Origin of the sequence: Enterobacter sp. ENT03, assembly GCF_019218745.1 — a bacterium.
Lineage (GTDB): Bacteria > Pseudomonadota > Gammaproteobacteria > Enterobacterales > Enterobacteriaceae > Enterobacter_D.
Map to the genome: position 1 here is coordinate 116,465 of NZ_JAHUXA010000013.1, position 19,365 is coordinate 135,829.

At 59.0% G+C, this 19,365-nt stretch carries 18 protein-coding genes; 9 read left to right on the forward strand and 9 right to left on the reverse strand.

Annotation, left to right across the window (positions count from 1 at the left end; genetic code table 11):
* Window positions 1-1,218 carry a beta-ketoacyl-ACP synthase I gene (gene fabB, locus KW828_RS16195; protein ID WP_218337341.1) on the reverse strand — a complete coding sequence of 406 codons (1,218 nt, stop codon included), beginning with the start codon at window positions 1,216-1,218 and terminating at the stop codon, window positions 1-3.
* 158 nt (window positions 1,219-1,376) lie between these two features.
* Between fabB and mnmC the strand changes: the two genes are divergently transcribed.
* On the forward strand, window positions 1,377-3,398 hold the full coding sequence (gene mnmC / locus KW828_RS16200) for a bifunctional tRNA (5-methylaminomethyl-2-thiouridine)(34)-methyltransferase MnmD/FAD-dependent 5-carboxymethylaminomethyl-2-thiouridine(34) oxidoreductase MnmC (RefSeq protein WP_218337342.1): 2,022 nt from the start codon (window positions 1,377-1,379) through the stop codon (window positions 3,396-3,398).
* A 72-nt stretch (window positions 3,399-3,470) separates the two neighbouring features.
* Here mnmC and mtnA read toward each other — a convergent pair whose 3' ends face one another.
* Complete coding sequence (gene mtnA / locus KW828_RS16205) at window positions 3,471-4,487, reverse strand: S-methyl-5-thioribose-1-phosphate isomerase (RefSeq protein WP_218337343.1); 1,017 nt, start codon at window positions 4,485-4,487, stop codon at window positions 3,471-3,473.
* Window positions 4,488-4,591: 104 nt separating this feature from the next.
* Here mtnA and mtnK point away from each other — a divergent pair, with 104 nt between their 5' ends.
* Window positions 4,592-5,791: an S-methyl-5-thioribose kinase gene (gene mtnK, locus KW828_RS16210; protein WP_218337345.1), complete on the forward strand. Its 1,200-nt coding sequence runs from the start codon at window positions 4,592-4,594 to the stop codon at window positions 5,789-5,791.
* A 13-nt stretch (window positions 5,792-5,804) separates the two neighbouring features.
* Here mtnK and KW828_RS16215 read toward each other — a convergent pair whose 3' ends face one another.
* A complete protein-coding gene (locus KW828_RS16215; protein ID WP_218337347.1) occupies window positions 5,805-6,194 on the reverse strand; it encodes a RidA family protein in 390 nt (129 codons plus the stop codon).
* 150 nt (window positions 6,195-6,344) lie between these two features.
* Here KW828_RS16215 and KW828_RS16220 point away from each other — a divergent pair, with 150 nt between their 5' ends.
* Window positions 6,345-6,932, forward strand: coding sequence for a TetR/AcrR family transcriptional regulator (locus KW828_RS16220; RefSeq protein WP_218337349.1), 588 nt, complete (start codon window positions 6,345-6,347; stop codon window positions 6,930-6,932).
* Window positions 6,933-6,944: 12 nt separating this feature from the next.
* On the opposite strand, the gene KW828_RS16225 is transcribed toward KW828_RS16220, so the two are convergent.
* The 4 genes from KW828_RS16225 to KW828_RS16240 all read right to left on the reverse strand — a co-directional run bounded on the left by KW828_RS16225 (window position 6,945) and on the right by KW828_RS16240 (window position 12,025).
* Window positions 6,945-8,150 carry an LVIVD repeat-containing protein gene (locus KW828_RS16225; RefSeq protein ID WP_218337375.1) on the reverse strand — a complete coding sequence of 402 codons (1,206 nt, stop codon included), beginning with the start codon at window positions 8,148-8,150 and terminating at the stop codon, window positions 6,945-6,947.
* Between the two features lie 292 nt (window positions 8,151-8,442).
* The gene (locus KW828_RS16230) at window positions 8,443-9,507 is read right to left on the reverse strand and encodes a sugar ABC transporter substrate-binding protein (protein WP_218337350.1); all 1,065 of its coding nucleotides are present in this window, start codon (window positions 9,505-9,507) and stop codon (window positions 8,443-8,445) included.
* 23 nt (window positions 9,508-9,530) lie between these two features.
* Window positions 9,531-10,526, reverse strand: coding sequence for an ABC transporter permease (locus tag KW828_RS16235; protein ID WP_218337351.1), 996 nt, complete (start codon window positions 10,524-10,526; stop codon window positions 9,531-9,533).
* Window positions 10,523-12,025 (reverse strand): sugar ABC transporter ATP-binding protein, encoded by a 1,503-nt coding sequence (locus tag KW828_RS16240; RefSeq protein WP_218337352.1) that lies wholly within the window; start codon window positions 12,023-12,025, stop codon window positions 10,523-10,525. The genes KW828_RS16235 and KW828_RS16240 overlap by 4 nt, the downstream gene beginning before the upstream one ends.
* Window positions 12,026-12,186: 161 nt before the next feature.
* Between KW828_RS16240 and KW828_RS16245 the strand changes: the two genes are divergently transcribed.
* From KW828_RS16245 to KW828_RS16255, 3 genes are all read left to right on the forward strand, one after another.
* Window positions 12,187-13,275, forward strand: a complete 1,089-nt coding sequence (locus KW828_RS16245) for an oxidoreductase (RefSeq protein ID WP_218337353.1) — start codon at window positions 12,187-12,189, stop codon at window positions 13,273-13,275.
* A gap of 186 nt (window positions 13,276-13,461) precedes the next feature.
* Window positions 13,462-13,761, forward strand: a complete 300-nt coding sequence (locus KW828_RS16250; protein ID WP_218337355.1) for a type II toxin-antitoxin system RelE/ParE family toxin — start codon at window positions 13,462-13,464, stop codon at window positions 13,759-13,761.
* Entirely contained in the window at window positions 13,739-14,143 is a 405-nt protein-coding gene (locus KW828_RS16255; RefSeq protein ID WP_218337357.1) for a helix-turn-helix domain-containing protein, read from the forward strand. The genes KW828_RS16250 and KW828_RS16255 overlap by 23 nt, the downstream gene beginning before the upstream one ends.
* Here KW828_RS16255 and KW828_RS16260 read toward each other — a convergent pair.
* A complete protein-coding gene (locus tag KW828_RS16260; RefSeq protein ID WP_218337359.1) occupies window positions 14,140-14,337 on the reverse strand; it encodes a YbdD/YjiX family protein in 198 nt (65 codons plus the stop codon). The two genes, KW828_RS16255 and KW828_RS16260, sit on opposite strands and share 4 nt — an antisense overlap.
* A 115-nt stretch (window positions 14,338-14,452) precedes the next feature.
* Window positions 14,453-16,558, reverse strand: coding sequence for a pyruvate/proton symporter CstA (cstA, locus tag KW828_RS16265; RefSeq protein ID WP_218337360.1), 2,106 nt, complete (start codon window positions 16,556-16,558; stop codon window positions 14,453-14,455).
* 352 nt (window positions 16,559-16,910) lie between these two features.
* On the opposite strand from cstA, the gene KW828_RS16270 reads away from it, so the two are divergent.
* Genes KW828_RS16270 through KW828_RS16280 form a run of 3 tightly spaced genes read left to right on the forward strand, consistent with a single transcriptional unit; the run spans window position 16,911 to window position 19,208 of the window.
* On the forward strand, window positions 16,911-17,621 hold the full coding sequence (locus KW828_RS16270; RefSeq protein ID WP_218337361.1) for a nucleoside recognition domain-containing protein: 711 nt from the start codon (window positions 16,911-16,913) through the stop codon (window positions 17,619-17,621).
* Window positions 17,618-18,082 carry a YjiG family protein gene (locus tag KW828_RS16275; protein WP_218337362.1) on the forward strand — a complete coding sequence of 155 codons (465 nt, stop codon included), beginning with the start codon at window positions 17,618-17,620 and terminating at the stop codon, window positions 18,080-18,082. Before KW828_RS16270 ends, KW828_RS16275 begins: the two co-directional genes overlap by 4 nt.
* A 13-nt stretch (window positions 18,083-18,095) precedes the next feature.
* A complete protein-coding gene (locus tag KW828_RS16280; RefSeq protein ID WP_218337364.1) occupies window positions 18,096-19,208 on the forward strand; it encodes a M20 family metallopeptidase in 1,113 nt (370 codons plus the stop codon).
* Window positions 19,209-19,365: the final 157 nt, after the last annotated feature.

Sequence of the window (19,365 nt, forward strand, 5' to 3'; positions counted from 1 at the left end):
TTACGCGTCGAGTTTACGCATCACCAGCGTGGCGTTAGTGCCGCCGAAGCCGAAACTGTTAGACATCACGGTTTTCAGCTCGCGCTCAGTCGGTTTAGTGACGATGTTCAGGCCTTCTGCCTGCGGATCCATCTCGTCGATGTTAATGCTTGGGGCGACGAAACCGTGCTCCAGCATCAGCAGGGAATAGATCGCTTCCTGAACGCCAGCCGCACCCAGAGAGTGACCGGTCATGGCTTTGGTCGCGGAGATAGCCGGTGAGTTATTACCGAATACTTCGCGGATCGCGCCCAGCTCTTTCACATCGCCAACCGGCGTGGAGGTACCGTGGGAGTTCAGGTAATCGATCGGCGTATCCACACCGTGCATCGCCATCTTCATGCAACGCACTGCGCCTTCACCTGATGGAGCCACCATATCAGCGCCATCGGAGGTTGCGCCGTAACCGACGATTTCAGCATAGATGTGCGCGCCACGCGCCAGCGCGTGCTCCAGCTCTTCAACCACCACCATACCGCCGCCGCCTGCGATAACAAAACCATCACGGTGTGCATCATAGGTACGGGACGCTTTAGACGGATCGTCGTTGAATTTGGTGGACAGTGCGCCCATCGCGTCGAATTCACAGGCCATTTCCCAGCCCAGCTCTTCGCCGCCGCCAGCAAACACGATGTCCTGTTTGCCCAGCTGGATCTGCTCAACGGCATTACCGATGCAGTGTGCGGAGGTCGCACAGGCAGAGCTGATGGAGTAGTTTACGCCGTGAATTTTGAACGGTGTGGCGAGGCAGGCGGAAACCGCAGATGCCATCGCTTTGGTGACCACATACGGGCCAACGGCTTTCAGACCGCGCGGGCTACGCATGGCATCCGCACCAAATACCTGTGCTTTGGATGAGCCGCCGGAACCGGCAACGATGCCCACGCGTGGGTTGTTCTGATAAATCTCTTCAGTCAGACCCGCATCCTGCACTGCCTGCTGCATAGACAGATAAGCATAGATAGAGGCATCGTTCATGAAACGGACCACTTTGCGATCGATCATGCCGGTAGTGTCGAGTTTTACGTTACCCCATACATGGCTACGCATGCCAGCATCAAGAAACTCTTGAGAGAAAGTGATGCCGGAGCGTCCTTCACGCAGAGATGCCAGGACTTCCTGCTGGTTGTTACCGATGCTGGAAACGATGCCCAGGCCAGTAATCACTGCACGTTTCATTCAATACCCCTGTAAGTCCAACTATTTTAATATTCGAGTGGCAAGATAGCGTACACTTGTACGCCGAACAAGTCCGATCAGCCAATTTATGCAGAAATTTGCACCAACTGACACTCCTCGTTAAGATCATGCTACTGCCCGCCAGACGAGTAACTTACGTGAAACAAACCGCTATACAACCTGCCAACCTCGAATTTAACGCTGAGGGTACACCTGTTTCCCGAGATTTTGATGACGTCTACTTTTCTAATGATAACGGGCTGGAAGAAACGCGTTACGTCTTCCTCGGTGGCAACCAGTTGCCCGCGCGTTTTACCACGCATCACCGCCCTTTACTGGTGGTGGCGGAAAGCGGTTTTGGCACGGGTCTGAACTTCCTGACGCTGTGGCAGGCGTTTGATGCCTTCACCGCCGCGCAGCCGCAGGCTACGTTACAAAGATTACATTTCATCAGTTTCGAAAAATTCCCGCTACGCGCTGACGATCTGCAAAAAGCGCATCTGCACTGGCCGGAACTGGCGCCCTGGGCAGAACAGTTACAGGCGCAGTGGCCCCTCCCCTTTGAAGGCTGTCATCGTTTATTGCTGGATGGCGGACGGGTGACGCTGGATCTGTGGTTTGGGGATATAAATACCCTGACAGACGCACTGGACGATTCACTGGATCAAAAGGTAGACGCCTGGTTTCTGGATGGGTTTGCCCCGGCTAAAAACCCGGATATGTGGACCCCGGCGCTGTTCAACGCCATGGCGCGTCTGGCACGCCCGGAATGCACCCTCGCGACCTTCACCTCCGCTGGTTTTGTTCGCCGTGGGCTACAGGACGCCGGTTTTACCATGCAAAAATGCAAAGGATTTGGTCGCAAACGGGAAATGCTCACCGGGGTGATGGCGCAAACACGCCTGCTGACGCCGCGCGCGCCCTGGTTTGCCCGTACAGGCTCATCCCAGCGCGCCGTGGCGATTATCGGCGGCGGTGTCGCCAGTGCGCTGTTATCCCTCGCCCTGCTGCGCCGGGGCTGGCAGGTAACGCTGTACTGCGCCGATGCCGCGCCTGCCCACGGCGCATCTGGTAATCGCCAGGGCGCGCTTTATCCGCTGCTCAACGCGCACGATCCGGCGCTAGCGCGCTTCTTCCCCGCCGCGTTTACCTTTGCCCGCAGGCTCTATGACGCGCTGCCGGTGGCGTTTGACCATGAGTGGTGCGGCGTGACGCAAACCGGCTGGGATGAAAAGAGCCAGCACAAAATCGACCAGATGTTATCCCTTAATCTGCCGCACGAGATCGCCGCGCCGGCGGATCGGGCGCGCGTGGAAGCGACTACCGGCGTCGATACCGGCTGCGGCGGCATTCAGTATCCGCTCGGCGGCTGGCTGTGCCCGGCCCAGCTGACGGCCGCGGCCATTGAACTGGGCGTCGACCAGGGCCTGAAAGTGCATTCTCAACGTGACGTCGTTGAACTGACACAAGGCGACGGCGGCTGGCAACTGCGTTTCGCCGATCATACCCAGGCGGTGCATCCGGCGGTGGTGCTGGCAAATGGACACCGGTTGGGGGATTTCCCCCACACCGAGGCGCTGCCGGTCTACCCGGTGGCGGGCCAGGTGAGCCATATTCCCACCACGCCGGGGCTGTCCCGTTTACGGCAGGTATTGTGTTATGACGGGTATCTGACGCCACAAAACCCGATGAATCAGCAGCATTGTATCGGCGCGAGCTATCATCGTGGCGACCGGGAGACCGCGTATCGGGAAGACGATCAGCAGCATAATCGCCAGCGTTTGCTGGACTGCTTCCCGGATGCCGCATGGGTGAAAGAGGTGGATGTTTCCGGTCACGAGGCGCGCAACGGCGTGCGCTGCGCCACCCGCGATCATCTGCCGGTGGTCGGTAACGCACCTGATTTTGCGGCAACGTTGCGGGAATATGCGACCCTGGCGGAACACCCGGCGCAGGCGGTCAACGCACCGGTATGGCCGGATTTATATCTGCTGGGAGCGCTCGGCTCGCGTGGATTATGCAGCGCCCCGCTGGCCGCCGAGATCCTTGCCGCGCAAATCAGCGACGAGCCGATCCCGCTGGATGGCGACACGCTGGCGGCGCTGAACCCGAACCGGTTTTGGGTGCGTAAGCTGCTGAAAGGAAAAGCGGTGGTCGCGCCTCACGGCGTGAGCCAGTAAACCTGCACGTACCGCCCGGCGGCGCAGGCTTGCCGGGCCTACAGTGTTACGTTGATCCCCTCACCCGGCATATTACGCAAACACCCCTGCCGCCACCTGTTCGGGGGTCACCACGCCGGTATCCAGCACCCAGCCGCTGATTAACGCCGCGGGCGTCACATCGAACGCCGGGTTATACACTCGCACGTTTTCCGGCGCCCACTGTACCGCGCCGAAACTGCCTGCCACGCCGGTCACTTCCGTAGCCGCCCGCTGTTCGATGGGAATGGCATCGCCATCCGGGCAACCCCGATCCAGGGTGGTATGCGGCGCGGCCACGTAAAACGGAATACCGTGGAATTTCGCCAGCACCGCCAGCGAATAGGTGCCGATCTTGTTCGCCACATCGCCGTTAGCCGCAATGCGATCCGCCCCGACCCACACCGCATCGACCTGCCCTTTTGCCATCAGGCTGGCGGCCATCGAATCGGTGATCAACTGACAAGGCACGCCCAGCTCGCCCAGCTCCCAGGCCGTTAATCGCCCGCCCTGCAACAGCGGGCGCGTCTCTCCCACCCACACGTTCGCTACCCGTCCCTGCTCGTGAGCGCGGGCAATCACGCCAATAGCCGTTCCGACGCCCGCCGTTGCCAGCCCGCCGGTATTACAGTGAGTCAGCAGACGGCTGCCGGGGATAACCCGCTCACAGCCAGCCCGGGCGATGTCATCACATAACTGTTTGTCTTCGTCGATCAGGCGCAGCGCCTCGGCCACCAGCGCCGGAACATAATCCTCCTGCGCCAGCGCCGCTTTCATGCGATCCAGATTATTCATCAGATTCACCGCCGTTGGCCGCGCCGCGCGCAAGGTCGCAAGCGACGCTGCCAGCGCGTCCCGTGTCAGCCCCTGCTCTGCCTGCAACGCCAGCAGCAGGCTGGCGGAGAGGCCAATCAGCGGCGCGCCGCGTACGCGCAGGGCGTGGATATGCCCCACCAGTTGTTCTGTGGTACTGGCTGCCAGCCAGTTTTTCTGCTGCGGCAGCGCCTGCTGGTCGAGGATATAAAGCTGATTTTCGCTGACGCGCAGACTGGTGGTCTGTAATGGCTGCATATCGTTAAATCCCTGTTGCGTTGTTGTGACCTATTGTGTCAGGATGATTTGCGGATGTATAGACGTCTGAATGGCTTTATTAACAGAAGAATGGGGATCACGCAATGTCGCAATACCGAACCTTTACCGCGCAAGACGCTGTCGCCTGGGCACAACAACGTGGCGGTCTGAGCGATCCGTCGGAGCTGGTGGATGCGCAGGAGGTCGGCGACGGCAACCTTAATCTGGTGTTTAAAATTTTCGACCGCCAGGGCGTCAGCCGCGTGATCGTCAAACAGGCGCTGCCTTTCGTGCGCTGCGTCGGAGAATCCTGGCCGCTGACGCTGGATCGCGCGCGGCTGGAAGCGCAGACGTTGATCGAACATTATCAGCACTGCCCGCAGCACACGGTGCAGATCCTGCACTTTGATCCGCAACTGGCGGTGATGGTGATGGAAGATCTCTCCAGCCATCGCATCTGGCGCGGTGAACTGATTAACAACGTCAGCTATCCGCAGGCGCCGCAGCAACTGGGGGAATATCTGGCGCAAACGCTGTTCCATACCAGCGATTTTTATCTGCATCCCCATGAGAAAAAAGCGCAGGTGGCGCGCTTTATTAACCCGGAAATGTGCGAGATCACCGAAGATCTGTTCTTTAACGACCCTTACCAGATCCACGAGCGCAACAACTATCCGGCGGCGCTTGAAGCCGACGTCGCCGCCCTGCGTGACGATGCGCCACTCAAACTGGCAGTCGCGGCGCTCAAGCACCATTTCTTCTCCCACGCCGAGGCACTGTTGCACGGGGATATTCACAGCGGTTCAATTTTTGTCGCCAACGGCAGCCTGAAGGCTATCGACGCCGAATTTGGTTTCTTCGGCCCGGTGGGCTTTGATATTGGCACCGCCATCGGCAACCTGTTGCTGAACTACTGCGGCCTGCCGGGGCATCTGGGCATTCGCGATGCTGCCGCCGCCCGCGAGCAGCGCCTGGCCGATATTCAGCAGCTATGGCATACCTTTGCCGAGCGTTTCCAGCAACTGGCTACGGAAAAAACCCGCGACACAGCGCTGGCGACGCCGGGCTATGCCTCGCAGTTCCTGAAAAAAGTGTGGACCGATGCGGTGGGCTATTGCGGTACGGAGCTGATCCGCCGCAGCGTCGGCCTCTCCCACGTTGCCGATCTGGATACTATCCGCGACGAGGAGATGCGCCACGCCTGCCTGCGCCATGCCATTCAGCTGGGGAAAGCGCTGATCCTCGTGGCCGGGCGGATCGACAGCGCCGAAGAGTTAATCGCGCGGGTGCGCCAGTACAGCTAACCCGCACGGCTCATTACGGAATGCGGGCAATGACTTTGATTTCAAAATCAAAGCCCGCCAGCCAGTTGACGCCCACCGCCGTCCAGTTTGGATAGGGCGCCTGCGGAAAAATTTCCTGCTTCACCGCCATAATGGTCGCAAACTGATTTTCCGGATCGGTGTGAAAGGTCGTCACATCAATTAAATCGTCTAACCCGCAACCGGCTGCCGCCAGCGTATCTTGCAGGTTCGCGAACGCCAGTCGCACCTGCGCGGCAAAATCCGGCTCCGGCGTCCCGTCTTCCCGGCTGCCCACCTGACCGGAAACAAACAGCAAATCCCCGGAGCGGATCGCCGCCGAATAACCATGTTGCTCATACAGCGCATGGCGGCTGGCCGGAAATATCGCTTCACGTTGTGTCATCACTCACCTCTGCTATTCAGCTAAAAACGCCGGGCGTCGCGCGCCGGGATCATTTAACATACACTCTGTATGTGAAATCGAGTATCTTTGCATACGCCGCGTATGTCAATTTAAAATACGCGGCGTATATGAAATAAAGGAGAGCGTTATATGGCCGTCGGTCGTCGTGCTGAAATGATGGAAGAGAACCGCAACAAACTTATCGCCGCTGCCCGTAAGGCCTTTGCGGAAAAAGGCTTTGCGGCGGCGTCAATGGATGAACTCACCGCCAGCGCCGGGCTGACCCGTGGTGCGCTGTACCATAATTTTGGTGATAAACGCGGCCTGCTGGCGGCCGTGGTGGCGCAGGTGGACGGAGAAATGGCGCAGCGGGCAAAAGCACGCGCCAGCGCGGCGGCGGCGGGCTGGGAGCGACTGCTTGCCGAAGGAACAGCGTATATTGAAATGGCGTGCGATCCGGAAGTGCAGCGCATTGTGCTGCTCGACGGCCCGGCGTTTCTCGGCGATCCCTCAGGCTGGCCCAGCCAGAACGCCTGTCTGGAAGCCACCTGTCAGGCGATCAGCGGCATGATCGCTCAGGGGATCATGAAAGCAGTGGACGTGGAAGCCGCTGCCCGTCTGCTGAACGGGGCGGCGATGAATGCCGCGCTGTGGGTGGCGGCAGCAGACGCGCCGGATGAGCGACTGCCTAAAGCCACGCAGGCCTTCGTGCTGTTAGCAGAAGGCCTGCGTCGGTAAGGCGCGTTGACGCTAACCGAGATATTCGATCACCGACAGGCCGCCGTTATAATCCGTGCTGTAGATGATCCCCGCCGCATCGACGAAGACATCACAGGACTGGATCACCTGCGGGCGTCCGGGCCGGGTATCCATCATGGTGGCCGGTGCGGCAGGCACCAGCGCACCGGTTTCCACCGGGCGGTACGGATGGGAGATGTCGTAGGCCCGCACCCCGGCATTCTGGTAGGTGGCGAAGATCAGCGTCGAGCTGACAAAGCTGCCAGGCCGGTTTTCATGCAGGTTATGCGGCCCGAAGTGCGCGCCCTTCGCCACGTAGTCGGTTTCATTCGGCTGCGGAAAAGTGGCGATGCTCACCGGGTTTGACGGCTCACGAATATCAAACAGCCAGATCAGCTTCTCGCCATCTTCCTGATTGTCGAGCACCGCTTCGTCCAGCACCACCAGCAGATCCCTGTCCGGTAACGGCAGCGCGGTATGTGTGCCACCGCCAAAAGGCGGGCTCCAGTTGCGGTGGCTGATGAGTTTCGGCTGGGTGCGATCTTTCACGTCCAGCAGCGTCAGCCCGCCGTCGCGCCAGCTGCCGTAAGCGGTATCGCCGGCAATAATGGCGTGATGCAGCGCGTAGCGTTTGCCTTCCGGCCACGACGGGGTTTCGCCCGCCGCCTGATGCATTCCCGGCAGCCACCAGCGTCCGGCCACTTCTGGTTTGCGCGGATCCGCCAGATCGATGGTCAGGAAAATATAATCGGTGAAGCCGTCGATCAGCGCAGAAACATAGGCCCAGCGCCCGCCCACGTACCAGATGCGATGAATGCCGATGCCGTTCAGCGACAGGAAACTGATTTCGCGCGGTTTGTCCGGCACTGAAATATCAAAAATGCGCAGCCCGGCGCTCCAGCCTTTGTCCTGCACATCGCGCACCGTCTCGCCCACCGAGCGGGTGTAATAGACCTTTTCATCGGCAAAACGGGCATCGGCGAACAGATCCCGGGCGTTGATCACCAGCAGCAGATCGTCATGCGCCTGCAAATGCACATTCCAGGTACCTGGCGGCGCGGGCACATATCCGACGGGCGTGGGGTTTTTAGGATCGCGCACGTCCACAATGGAAAAGCCCTGCGACACCATATGGCCGATATACGCAAAGCCGCGATGCACCATTAGTTGCACCCCGTCCGGGCGGCCACCCTGATCGCTGTGGCCGATCAGCCGCATATTGCGGCTGTAGTCGGGGGTGGGTAAATAAGAAGCCACGTTATCTCCTTGTTGGCATGTTGCCGTGTTGCCATTTGCCGTGTTGCGATTTTGCCGGGCGGCGCTGCGCTTGCACCGGCCTACATGATTTCGCCCATGCGGTTTTTGTAGGCCCGGTAAGCGCAAGCGCCACCGGGCAACATGATGTCGCGCATGGTTTTTTGTAGGCCCGGTAAGCGCGAGCGCCACCGGGCAACATGATTTCGCCCATGCAATTTTGTAGGCCCGGATCGCTGAGCGCCTCCGGGCAACATTATTTCTGCTTCGCTTCCAGCGTCGCAAACCACGGGGCGATAAAGTCTTCCGTCTGGCCCCAGCCCGGGATAATTTTACCCAGCGCCGCGACGTTCACGTTGCCCGGCTGGCTGGCCAGCAGCGCCTGCGGGATCGCGGCGGCTTTAAAGTCATAGGTGGCAGGCGTTTTCTCACCGGCGATCTTATTGGCGATCAGCCGCACGTTGGTGGCACCAATCAACTTCGGATCCACCGCCACGCTCACTTTCCACGGGCTGCCCGCTTCGCGCATCAGCTGGAGATCCTGATTGGAGATGTCGATGCTGTAGAGTTTGATCTCGGTGCGGCCATTCTCTTTCAGCGCCTTATACGCGCCCTGACTGAACGCATCCCAGGTGCCCCAGATGGCGTCGATCTGCCCTTTCGGGTATTTCGCCAGCACCGCGCCGACTTTGTTGGCGGTATCTCCCTGCACGTCCGACGACACTGCGCCAATGGACTCCAGTTCTTTGATACCCGGATGCTGCTTCAGCAGTTCCTGATAGGCGGCCTGGCGACGCTCCATCGGCGGGAACCCGGCGACCCACAGTTTGATGATGTTCGCCTTGCCGTTGAAGTCTTTCACCAGCTCACCAAAGGACAGATCCGTCAGGGAGGCGTCATCCTGCTGGGTGACAGTGACACCCGGGATCTCACCCTTCACCGCAGTATCAAACACCGACACCGCAATGCCTGCGTCCACCGCTTTCTTCACCAGTTCAGTGGAATAAGGATCGCGCCCCTGGGAAAGAATAATGCCGTCGTATTTCTGGCTGATCGCCTGGTTCACAAAATCCTGAAACTTCGCGTCATCGCCGTTACTTAAAAAGGTGCTGATCTTAAAGCCGAGCTTTTTACCTTCGGTCAGCGCGCCGGAGACAAACTGCGTGGTGTTGTCGTCGGAGCCAAGGTTGCGAATAACCGCGATACGGATCGGCCCGTTATGCTCGGCAATGGCAGCCGGAACCGGCGCAGGCGTGGCGGCATAACCCTGTACTGAACTCAGTAAGCCCAGCGCCAGCAGTGACAGTGCAAATTTTTTCATCTCTGTTTCCCCTGAATAATGAATTAACGGCGCTGGAAATAAGTGAGTGCAAGAGCGCCGGCCAGCACCAGCCCCTTAATAATGTCCATGGCGTAATACGGAACCGACAGCATCACCAGCCCGTTCGACAGCACGCCGAGAATAACCGCGCCCAACAGCGTACCGAGCGCATTCGGTTTGCCGGAGCCAGCCAGCGAAAAGCCGATCCACGCCGCCGCGACCGCATCCATCAGATAACCGCCACCGGCATTCACCTGCGAAGAGCCAATGCGCGAGGCCAGCAAAATGCCGCCCAGTCCCGCCAGCAGCGAGGCAATCACATAGGCCGCCACCTTGTAGCGGGTGGTGCGGATACCGGAGAGGCGCGCCGCTTCCGGGTTACCGCCGATGGCGTACATGCGACGACCGTGGGTGGTCAGCGACAGCGCCAGCTGTGCCACCACCGTTACCACCAGCATGATAATGACGATCACCGGCACCTGACCGAGCAGCGCAAAACCGTCCGGGATCAGCCCTTCCGCCATCTCGCCGCTGGGCAGCAGCATGTTTTGCGTAATCGAGCCGCCGTAGCTGTACGTCATCGCCACGCCCTGAATGACGAACAGGCTGCCGAGCGTGGCGAGCATGTCGGGAATGCGCAGCACGACGATCAGAAAGGCGTTAAACAACCCCACCAGCGTACAGAGCGCCAGCGTCACCAGAATCGCTTCGGTGGTGCCAAAGCCATGCCAGACAAACAGCGAAATCACCAGCGCGTTCGCCAGCGATGCGGTCGATCCCACCGACAGGTCAAAACCGCCCACGGTGAGGGAAATGGACACACCCACGGCGATCACCGTGACAATGGCAATCGAGCGCAGAATATTGATGATGTTGAACGGATCGAGGAAGTTATCCGAGGCGAGGCCAAACACGGCGATCAGCACCACCACGGTCAGCAACATGCCCCATTTATAGAGAAAATCGAAAAACTGCTGACGGCCCGATGCCGTCGCATTCACTGAAAGGGCCTTGCTCACGACGCCGTACCTCCGGTCGAATAATAAAGTAATGTCTCTTCACGGGCGTCTGCCCCGGCGATTTCCGCCACGATCCTGCCGTCCCACAACACACAAATGCGATCGCACAACCCCACCAGCTCGGCAAACTCGCCGGAGGCGTAGATCACGCCCTTCCCTTCCCGCGCCAGCCCGTCGATAAGATGGAAAAGATCGGTTTTGGCTTTCACATCCACGCCTTTGGTCGGCTCGTCAAAAATCAGTACGTTGGCGTTACCGCGCAGCCATTTGCCAATCGCCACTTTCTGCTGATTACCGCCAGACAGCCGCCGCAGCAGTTGCCCAGGCCCGGTGGTACGTACGCCGGTACGGGCGATCACCTCCTGCGCCCAGCGCCAGGCTTTGCGATGGCTGAAGATCCCGCCACGGGAAAAATGGTTATCCGCGCTGACCGCCAGATTCATGCTCACCGATTCGTCGATGAAAATGCCCTCTTTGCGACGCTCCTCCGGCACCAGCGCGATACCGCGCAGTACCGAATCCGCCGGATCGCGCGGTTTCCACGGCTGGCTGTTCAGCTCTCCGCGGCTGACACGGCTTTTGCTGGCACCGAACAGCGCCTTGCACAGCTCGGTTTTGCCTGCGCCCGCCAGCCCGGCAATACCCAGGATTTCGCCCTTGCGTAGCTGCAACGAGATGTCTTTTAACAGCCCTTCGTCGTGCAGCCCCTCCACCCGCAGCAGCGTCTCGTCGCTGTACCGGGCGCGTTTCGGCGGGTAAATATCGCTCAGCTCGTGGCCGAGCATCTTTTCGACGATCGCATCGCCTGGCAGATTGTCCATCGGCCCGGACTCAATCAGCCTGCCGTCCCGCAGCACCGTTAAGGTGTCGCAAATGGCTTTCAGTTCATGGATACGGTGAGAGATAAACACCACGGCGATCCCCTGCTGTTGCAGGCGGCGTACCACCGCAAACAGCCGCTCGCTTTCATGCTGATCAAGGGGGGCGGTGGGTTCATCGAGGATCAAAAAGCGGCAGTGGTGAGACAGCGCGCGCGCCAGCAAAATTTGCTGCTTTTCTGCCAGCGTGCAGCTGTCAATGGAGCGCCGCACGTCCAGGGTAACGTCCAGCTGCGCCAGCGCGGCGCGTGCCTGCTGACGAACTTTCGTCCAGTGCCAGGCATGGCCCGGCTCCGCCAGCCGGTCGAGCATAATATTTTCGGCAATCGATAAGCCGGGGATCAGCGCCACATCCACTTCCTGCTGCACCAGATGAATACCTAACTGCTTCGCATCTCGTGGCGAGCGAATGGAAACCACCTGGTGATTGATGGCGATCTCCCCTTCGTAATGATCGTGGGTGCCGCACAGCACCGCCATCAGCGTGGATTTTCCCGCGCCGTTCGCGCCGGTCAGGGCATGTACCGTTCCGCCGCGCAGGGTGAAATCGACCTGCGACAGCGCGTTGACACCCGCAAAGGCGAGCGTGATGGCGCGCATGTCGAGATGGTTAACGCTCATTCGCTGCAAATCCCTGTGATTAATAGATTGATTTCATGAATTTTTCACAGCGCGGCTTGACTGACAACTACGGAAAAGGCATAAGATAAAGCAAAATAATATTAGCCATCCGGATGTCCAGACATAACATCGGGTTAGCGATCACGCACAAGGACACACTCATGAGCAACACCGATATTCGCGTTGTACCCGGCCCCGCCAACTACTATTCCCATGCGGGTAGCCTTTCGCGCCTGCACGATTTTTACACCCCGGAACAGCTTTCCCGTGCGGTCTGGATCTACGGTGAGCGGGCCATCGCCGCCGCCACGCCTTACCTGCCGGAGAGCTTCCATGCGCCGGGGGCGAAGCACCTGCTGTTTAAGGGGCACTGTAGCGAGCGCGATGTGGCGGAGCTGGCGGCACAGGCGGGAGGCGATCGCAGCGTAGTGATTGGGCTGGGCGGCGGCGCGCTGCTGGATACCGTCAAAGCGGTGGCGCGGCGGCTGGCGCTGCCGGTAGTGGCTATCCCAACCATCGCCGCCACCTGCGCGGCCTGGACGCCGCTCTCTGTCTGGTATAACGACGCCGGGCAGGCGCTGCATTTTGAGATCTTCGACGACGCCAACTTTCTGGTGCTGGTAGAGCCGCAAATCATTCTGGACGCCCCGGCGGAATACCTGCTGGCGGGCATTGGCGATACGCTGGCGAAGTGGTACGAAGCGGTGGTGCTGGCCCCGCAGCCAGAAACCCTGCCATTGACGGTGCGACTGGGTATTAACGGCGCGCTGGCGATCCGCGATGTGCTGTTAGACAGCAGTGAAGCGGCGCTGGCGGATCAGGCGCGGGGTGAAGTGACGCAGGCCTTCCGGGATGTGGTGGACGCGATCATCGCCGGCGGCGGCATGGTGGGTGGACTGGGTGAGCGCTACACCCGCGTGGCAGCAGCGCACTCGGTGCATAACGGGCTGACGGTACTGCCGCAAACCGAGAAATACCTGCACGGCACTAAAGTCGCCTACGGCATTCTGGTGCAGAGCGCCCTCCTCGGTCAGGATGACGTGCTGGCGCAGCTCATCGCCGCCTATAAACGCTTCAGGCTGCCGACTACGCTGGCGGAACTTGAAGTAGACCTTCACCATGCGAGCGAACTGGACCTGGTGATTGCGCATACGCTGCGCCCGGTGGAATCCATCCATGCCCTGCCCGTGCCGGTGACCGCGGCCTCCCTGCGGGCGGCGTTTGAAAAAGTGGAAAACCTCAGCCGCTGATCCACTTTCCCTGCAACCCTCTGTCGCCCGGCAGAGGTTTTTACGACGCGCCACGACAAACCTTCTTTTGCCGCTTTTTTACAGCGGCGAACTGCTCTACGCTCGTGCCATAAGTAATTAGGAATTTATCTAATTATCTTATTATTTACTTATTTTCCATGCAGGCGTACAGTGGAGGTACAACAGATGAAGATTATCTGGTCAAGAGCGGCAGGCAGGCGTTTTGCAAAACTCGATGTGGGTTACCAGCGAAAAATCATGCAAAGGATCCATGATATTGGCGACCGCTGTGCACCACGGCCGGATGTAAAAAAATTGACCCTCCCTCTGGATCACTACCGGTTAAGGGTGGGCGATTATCGTGTCATCTTCACTCTGGAAGAGGAGCCGCTGAATATCTGCTACATCGTGGCGGTAAAGCGCAGAACCTCAACCACTTATCTGCATGAGGAGCGTGCACATTATGACTGTTCAGTACATCAATGATGAAGAAGGAAAACCCCAGTACGTTGTTATCCCTTACCACGAATATTTTCGTATGCGTTTAGCCATGCTGGAGTACGACGACGAGGATGAAACAGACTGGGAGGATGTACCGGCGGAGTCCGACAAATATGACAACGAAAAATTACCCCATGAAGTGTGCCTGGTGATGTCCCGCGAGGACGTCAGCCTGCAGGCCGCATGGCGTATTTTACGTGGTTTGTCGCAACAGGACGTGGCTGACAAACTGGGTATCAGCCAGTCTGCCGTTTCACAGCTTGAAGCAAAAGATTCGCGACCGCAGAAACGCACCCGCGAAAAACTTGCGGCGATTTACGGCTGCAAGCAGGAACAGATCAGCCTTTATTTACCGAAAGAAGGCTAACAGCACTTCGCGCCGCCTTTGCTGCCGTAGCGAGCGTCCTGCCGATCGCGGAAGAACGCTTCATAGGTCATTGGCGTCTGGTCGGGATGAGTCTGCCGCATGTGCTCGACATAGTTGTCGTAATCCGGCACGCCGATCATCATTTTCGCGGCCTGGCCCAGGTATTTTCCGGCTTTCGATAGCGTATCGAACATAGTGACTCCGTTGTTGTGTGATGGCCCCCTCTCACCCTAACCCTCTCGCCAGGGAGAGGGTCAGGCCCGCTTTTCTCCCTCTCCTTTCGAGAGAGGGCCGGGGTGGGGGGAAATATCAGTGGGCGCTTTTTGCCTGCGTCACTATCTGATCCACGTTCTCGGGCATCGGCTCGTACGGCGTTTCTCGGGCCGTAGGCTGATCCACCTTCAACGCCGCCAGCGCGGTTTTGATCGAGTAAAACGCCAGCACGACCACAACCACCATAAAGAAGATAGTCAGTCCGGCGTCGAGACGGTTGTTAAACACCAGCTGACGCAGCTGCGAAACGGTGTACTGCGCCGGAATATTGCCGCTGTCGATCATCCCCTGGAAGCGGTTAGCGATCGCCAGGAAACCGACTTTAGCATCCGGGCTAAACGCTTTCTGCCAGCCCGCCGTCAGGGTACAAATCAGCAGCCATGAGGTTGGCAGCAGTGCCACCCAGGCATAACGCTGGCGCTTCATTTTGAACAGCACCACCGCGCACAGCATCAGCGCCATTCCCGCCAGCATCTGGTTGGCGATACCAAACAGCGGCCACAGGGTATTGATACCGCCCAGCGGATCCACCACGCCCTGATGCAAGAAGTAACCCCATGCCAGCACGCACAGCGCCGTCGCCAGCAGGTTCGCGGGCAGCGAATCGGTGCGTTTTAGCCCCGGGCTTATCACGCCAAGCAGATCCTGCAACATAAAGCGCGCCGCGCGCGTTCCGGCATCTACCGCCGTCAGGATAAACAGCGCTTCAAACAGGATCGCAAAGTGATACCAGAACGACACGTCCATCATGCCGCCGAGCGCGCCGTGCAGAATGTACGCCATCCCCACCGCCAGCGTCGGTGCACCACCCGCACGGGATATAATCGACTGCTCGCCCACTTCATTTGCGATCTGCGTCAGCGTTTCCGGCGTAATACTAAAGCCCCAACCACTGACCACCTGCGCCGCCGATGCCACCACGTCCACCGTACCGGCGGGAGCCAGCACCGCCATCGGGCTGTTCATCGCAAAATAGACGCCCGGATCGATAATACAGGCCGATACCAGCGCCATGATCGCCACGAACGACTCCATCAACATGCCGCCGTAACCAATCAGGCAGGCCTGATTTTCATTCGCCAGCATCTTCGGCGTGGTGCCGGAGGCGATCAGCGCATGGAAGCCGGACACTGCCCCGCAGGCAATGGTGATAAACAGGAACGGGAACAGGTTACCCGTCCACACCGGGCCGGTGCCGTCGATAAATTTGGTCAGCGCTGGCATGGTCAGCGTCGGGCGCATGATCAGAATGCCAATCGCCAGCCCGATAATGGTGCCGATTTTCAGGAAGGTGGAAAGGTAATCGCGCGGAGCCAGCAGCAGCCACACCGGCAGCACCGCCGCCACAAAGCCGTAGCCCACTAAAATCCACGTCAGCTGTACGCCGGTGTAGTCAAAGTACGGCGCCCAGGTCGGGCTTTCCGCCACCCAACCGCCGGAAATAATCGCGAACACTAAAAACACCAGGCCAATCACCGACACTTCGCCAATGCGCCCCGGACGCAGATAGCGGATGTAAATCCCCATAAACAGCGCCAGCGGAATGGTAAAGGCGACGGTGTACGTCCCCCATGGGCTGTGGGTCAGGGCTTTCACCACGATCATCGCCAGCACGGCGAGGATGATGACCATGATCATAAAACAGGCCACCAGCGCGATCACGCCGGCGGTCGGCCCCATCTCCTCTTTCACCAGCTCGCCCAGCGATCGTCCGTCGCGGCGCGTGGAGACAAACAGCACCATAAAATCCTGCACGGCACCCGCCAGCACGACCCCCGCGAGGATCCAGATCATCCCCGGCAGATAGCCCATTTGCGCCGCCAGCACCGGTCCCACCAACGGGCCTGCCCCGGCTATCGCCGCAAAATGATGACCGAACAGCACTTTTTTGTCGGTCGGCACATAGTCCAGCCCGTCGTTATGCCGCACCGCGGGCGTCATGCGCGTGGCGTCTACCGCCAGCACGGTGCGGGCGATGTACTGTCCGTAAAAACGATAAGCAATCAGATAAATGCAGACCGCCGCCACCACAATCCATAAGGCGTTGATCTGTTCACCACGGTTTAATGCGATATAGCCCAGAGCGAAGGCACCCACCACTGACAGTGCGGCCCATATGAGGTATTTCCCTGAATTTTGCATAATCGGTATCCGTTGGCTGAGACAGAGAGATGTTACATTTTGTATCTATATCAACCTTATGATTTTAACAATGTTGAAACCTTAAAAACGCCTCCCAGCCCCGGCTATTTACTTCACAGTGTTACGGCGATCACTCTGCACATGCCGCCAGGCTGCAACAGCCGTCGCGTTTGTCCACCGGCGTAACCTTTCTGGACGCCCCGCCAGCTGGTACAACCTCGGTCACTATTCTGATTTATCGATTTTGAGCAATTATCAATATGCATCAATGGGTTGCTTCACGGTTTTCTCCCGATACATCACGAATAATCCGTTATGTTTGTGAGGATTTTTTTTAATCAAGGAGAAGCAAATGGATGTGACACAAGATGAACGTAAAGCTGGCCCCGTCGCCTACCTCGCGCTGGCCTTTGCAGCCGTGTTTTTCTCAGGGCTGCTGGGCGGTAAAGCGTGGTACGGGGTGTTTGATTTCACCACCCTTAATGGCGCGTTCGGCAAAGTGGTGTCCGGCGTCAGCCAGAACGGCGAGGTGCTAAAAACCTCCACCAGCGCCTTTCGCGGTGTCGGCGGCAACGGCGCGATGGACGGTTTCCTGTTCGCCCTTGGGCTGATCCCGGCGGTGATGTTCGCGCTGGGGATGATTAACGTACTGGAGCATTACGGCGCACTGAATGCCGCTCGCCGTCTGTTAACGCCGCTGTTGCGCCCGCTGCTGGGTCTGCCGGGCACGGCGGGACTGGCGCTGATCGGCAGCCTGCAAAGCACCGACGTCGGCGCGTCCTTAACCCGTAATCTGGCGGATGAAGGCCTGCTCGATGAGAGTGAAAAAGATGTTTTCGCCATGTTCCAGTTTTCCGCCGGAGCAATGATCACCAACTTTTTCTCCTCCGGGGCGATCCTGTTTACGCTGATCGCCGCCGATGGCCGCACTGCGGTTCCCACCTCTATCGGCATGTGCATTCTGGTGATGTTCGTGATGAAAATCGTTGGCGCGAACCTGATGCGCCTGTTTATCCGCTTTACGCAGAAAAAAGATCGTACCGTACAAGGAGCCGCATCATGAGCCACCCGACCTCAAATCCTGTTATTACCGATGTGTTTGTCGCCGGGGCGCGTAAAGGCTGGAATATCGCCACCACCAGCACGCTGCCCAACGTGGTGATGGCCTTTATCATCATCAAAGCGCTGGAGATCACCGGCGCGCTAAAAGGCCTCGGGATGATTTTTTCCCCGCTGATGGGGCTGTTTGGTCTGCCGGGCGAAGCGGCAGCGGTGCTGATGGGCGGCTGGATGTCGATGGGCGGCGGTATCGGCGTCGCAATCGGCTTATTCGATAAGGGCATTATCACCGGGGAACATCTGGCGATCATGGCCCCGGCTATTTATCTGATGGGCTCGCAGGTACAGTACCTGGGGCGCATCCTTGGGGTGATTGGCACCCGTGCGCAGCGTATCCCGTTGATGATCGTTATCTCCGTGCTCAACGCTTTCATCGCGATGTTACTGATGCGTATCATTATTTAGAACAGGACGTTTTATGAATATTAATCACTATATTGATGAGCTAGAAACGCTGGTCAACGTCGATTGCGGCACCCAGACGGTGAGCGGCGTAGCCCAGGTTGCGGGTACGCTGGCCGGGCTGTGGCGTCAGGAGGGGTGGCACGTGACAGAGGTTGACCTCGGCGACGCGGTAGGGCCTGGGCTGCTGGTGACGAATCAGCCGCAGGCCACCCATTATGATGTGCTGCTGGTCGGCCATCTCGACACCGTGTTCCCTGTCGGCACGGTGGCGGAACGTCCCCTTAAGCGCGACTACACCTGCCTGTACGGCCCCGGCGTGTCAGACATGAAAAGCGGGTTACTGAATATTCTGTGGGCGATGCGCGGCCTCTCCGCGGCCGATAAAAATCGTCTGAGCATTGCGGTCGCGATGAACCCGGATGAAGAAACCGGCTCGGTGCATTCGGAAGCCTGGTTAGGCGGACTTGCCAGAAATGCGCGCGTGGTGCTGGTGTGCGAAGCGGCGCGCGCCGACGGGTCGCTGGTGAAAGCGCGTAAAGGGCTGGCGGGGTATCAGCTGACCTTTAAGGGCGTTGCCGCCCATGCCGGTAACGATCCGGACAAAGGCCGCTCGGCGATCACCGCGCTGGCGAAGGCTGTGCTGGCCATCAACGCCCTCGCCGATCCCGCACGCGGCACAACGCTGAACATGGGCGTGGTAAAGGGCGGCAGCGCATCCAACGTGGTGGCCGACCACGCGACCGCTGAGCTGGATCTGCGTTACTGGCAGAACAGCGAATATGATCGTGTCCACGCCCAGCTGGAAACCTTGTGCGAACAGGGTTTTCTTGATGGCGTGACCACCACCCTGCGGCGTCTGAATTACAAACCGGCGATGGCGGTGAGCGGTGAAACCGCCTCGCTGATGATGCTGGTGGAAAAGGCAGGTGCTGCGGAAAAGGTGCCGGTGAGCTGGCAGGCGGTAGGCGGCGGCAGCGATGCCAATCACATCGCCGCGCTGGGCATTCCGACGCTGGATGGTTTTGGTCCGGTCGGCGCGGGCTTTCACAGCCCGGCCGAATGGCTTGATATTGCCTCTATTGAGCCACGGATCCGGCTACTGAAACGGGTGGTATCCATGCTCTGAGGTTTTCCCCTCACCCTGACCCTCTCCTAACGGGCTGAGGTATCCCCAGAAAAATGAAAGGCACGATGAAGTGTGATCTACTGGTTGCGCTAACAATACAGAAGAGACCTCATCGTGCCTTTACAGACAGTTTGCCACAAATTTTTCTCCTCGTCCT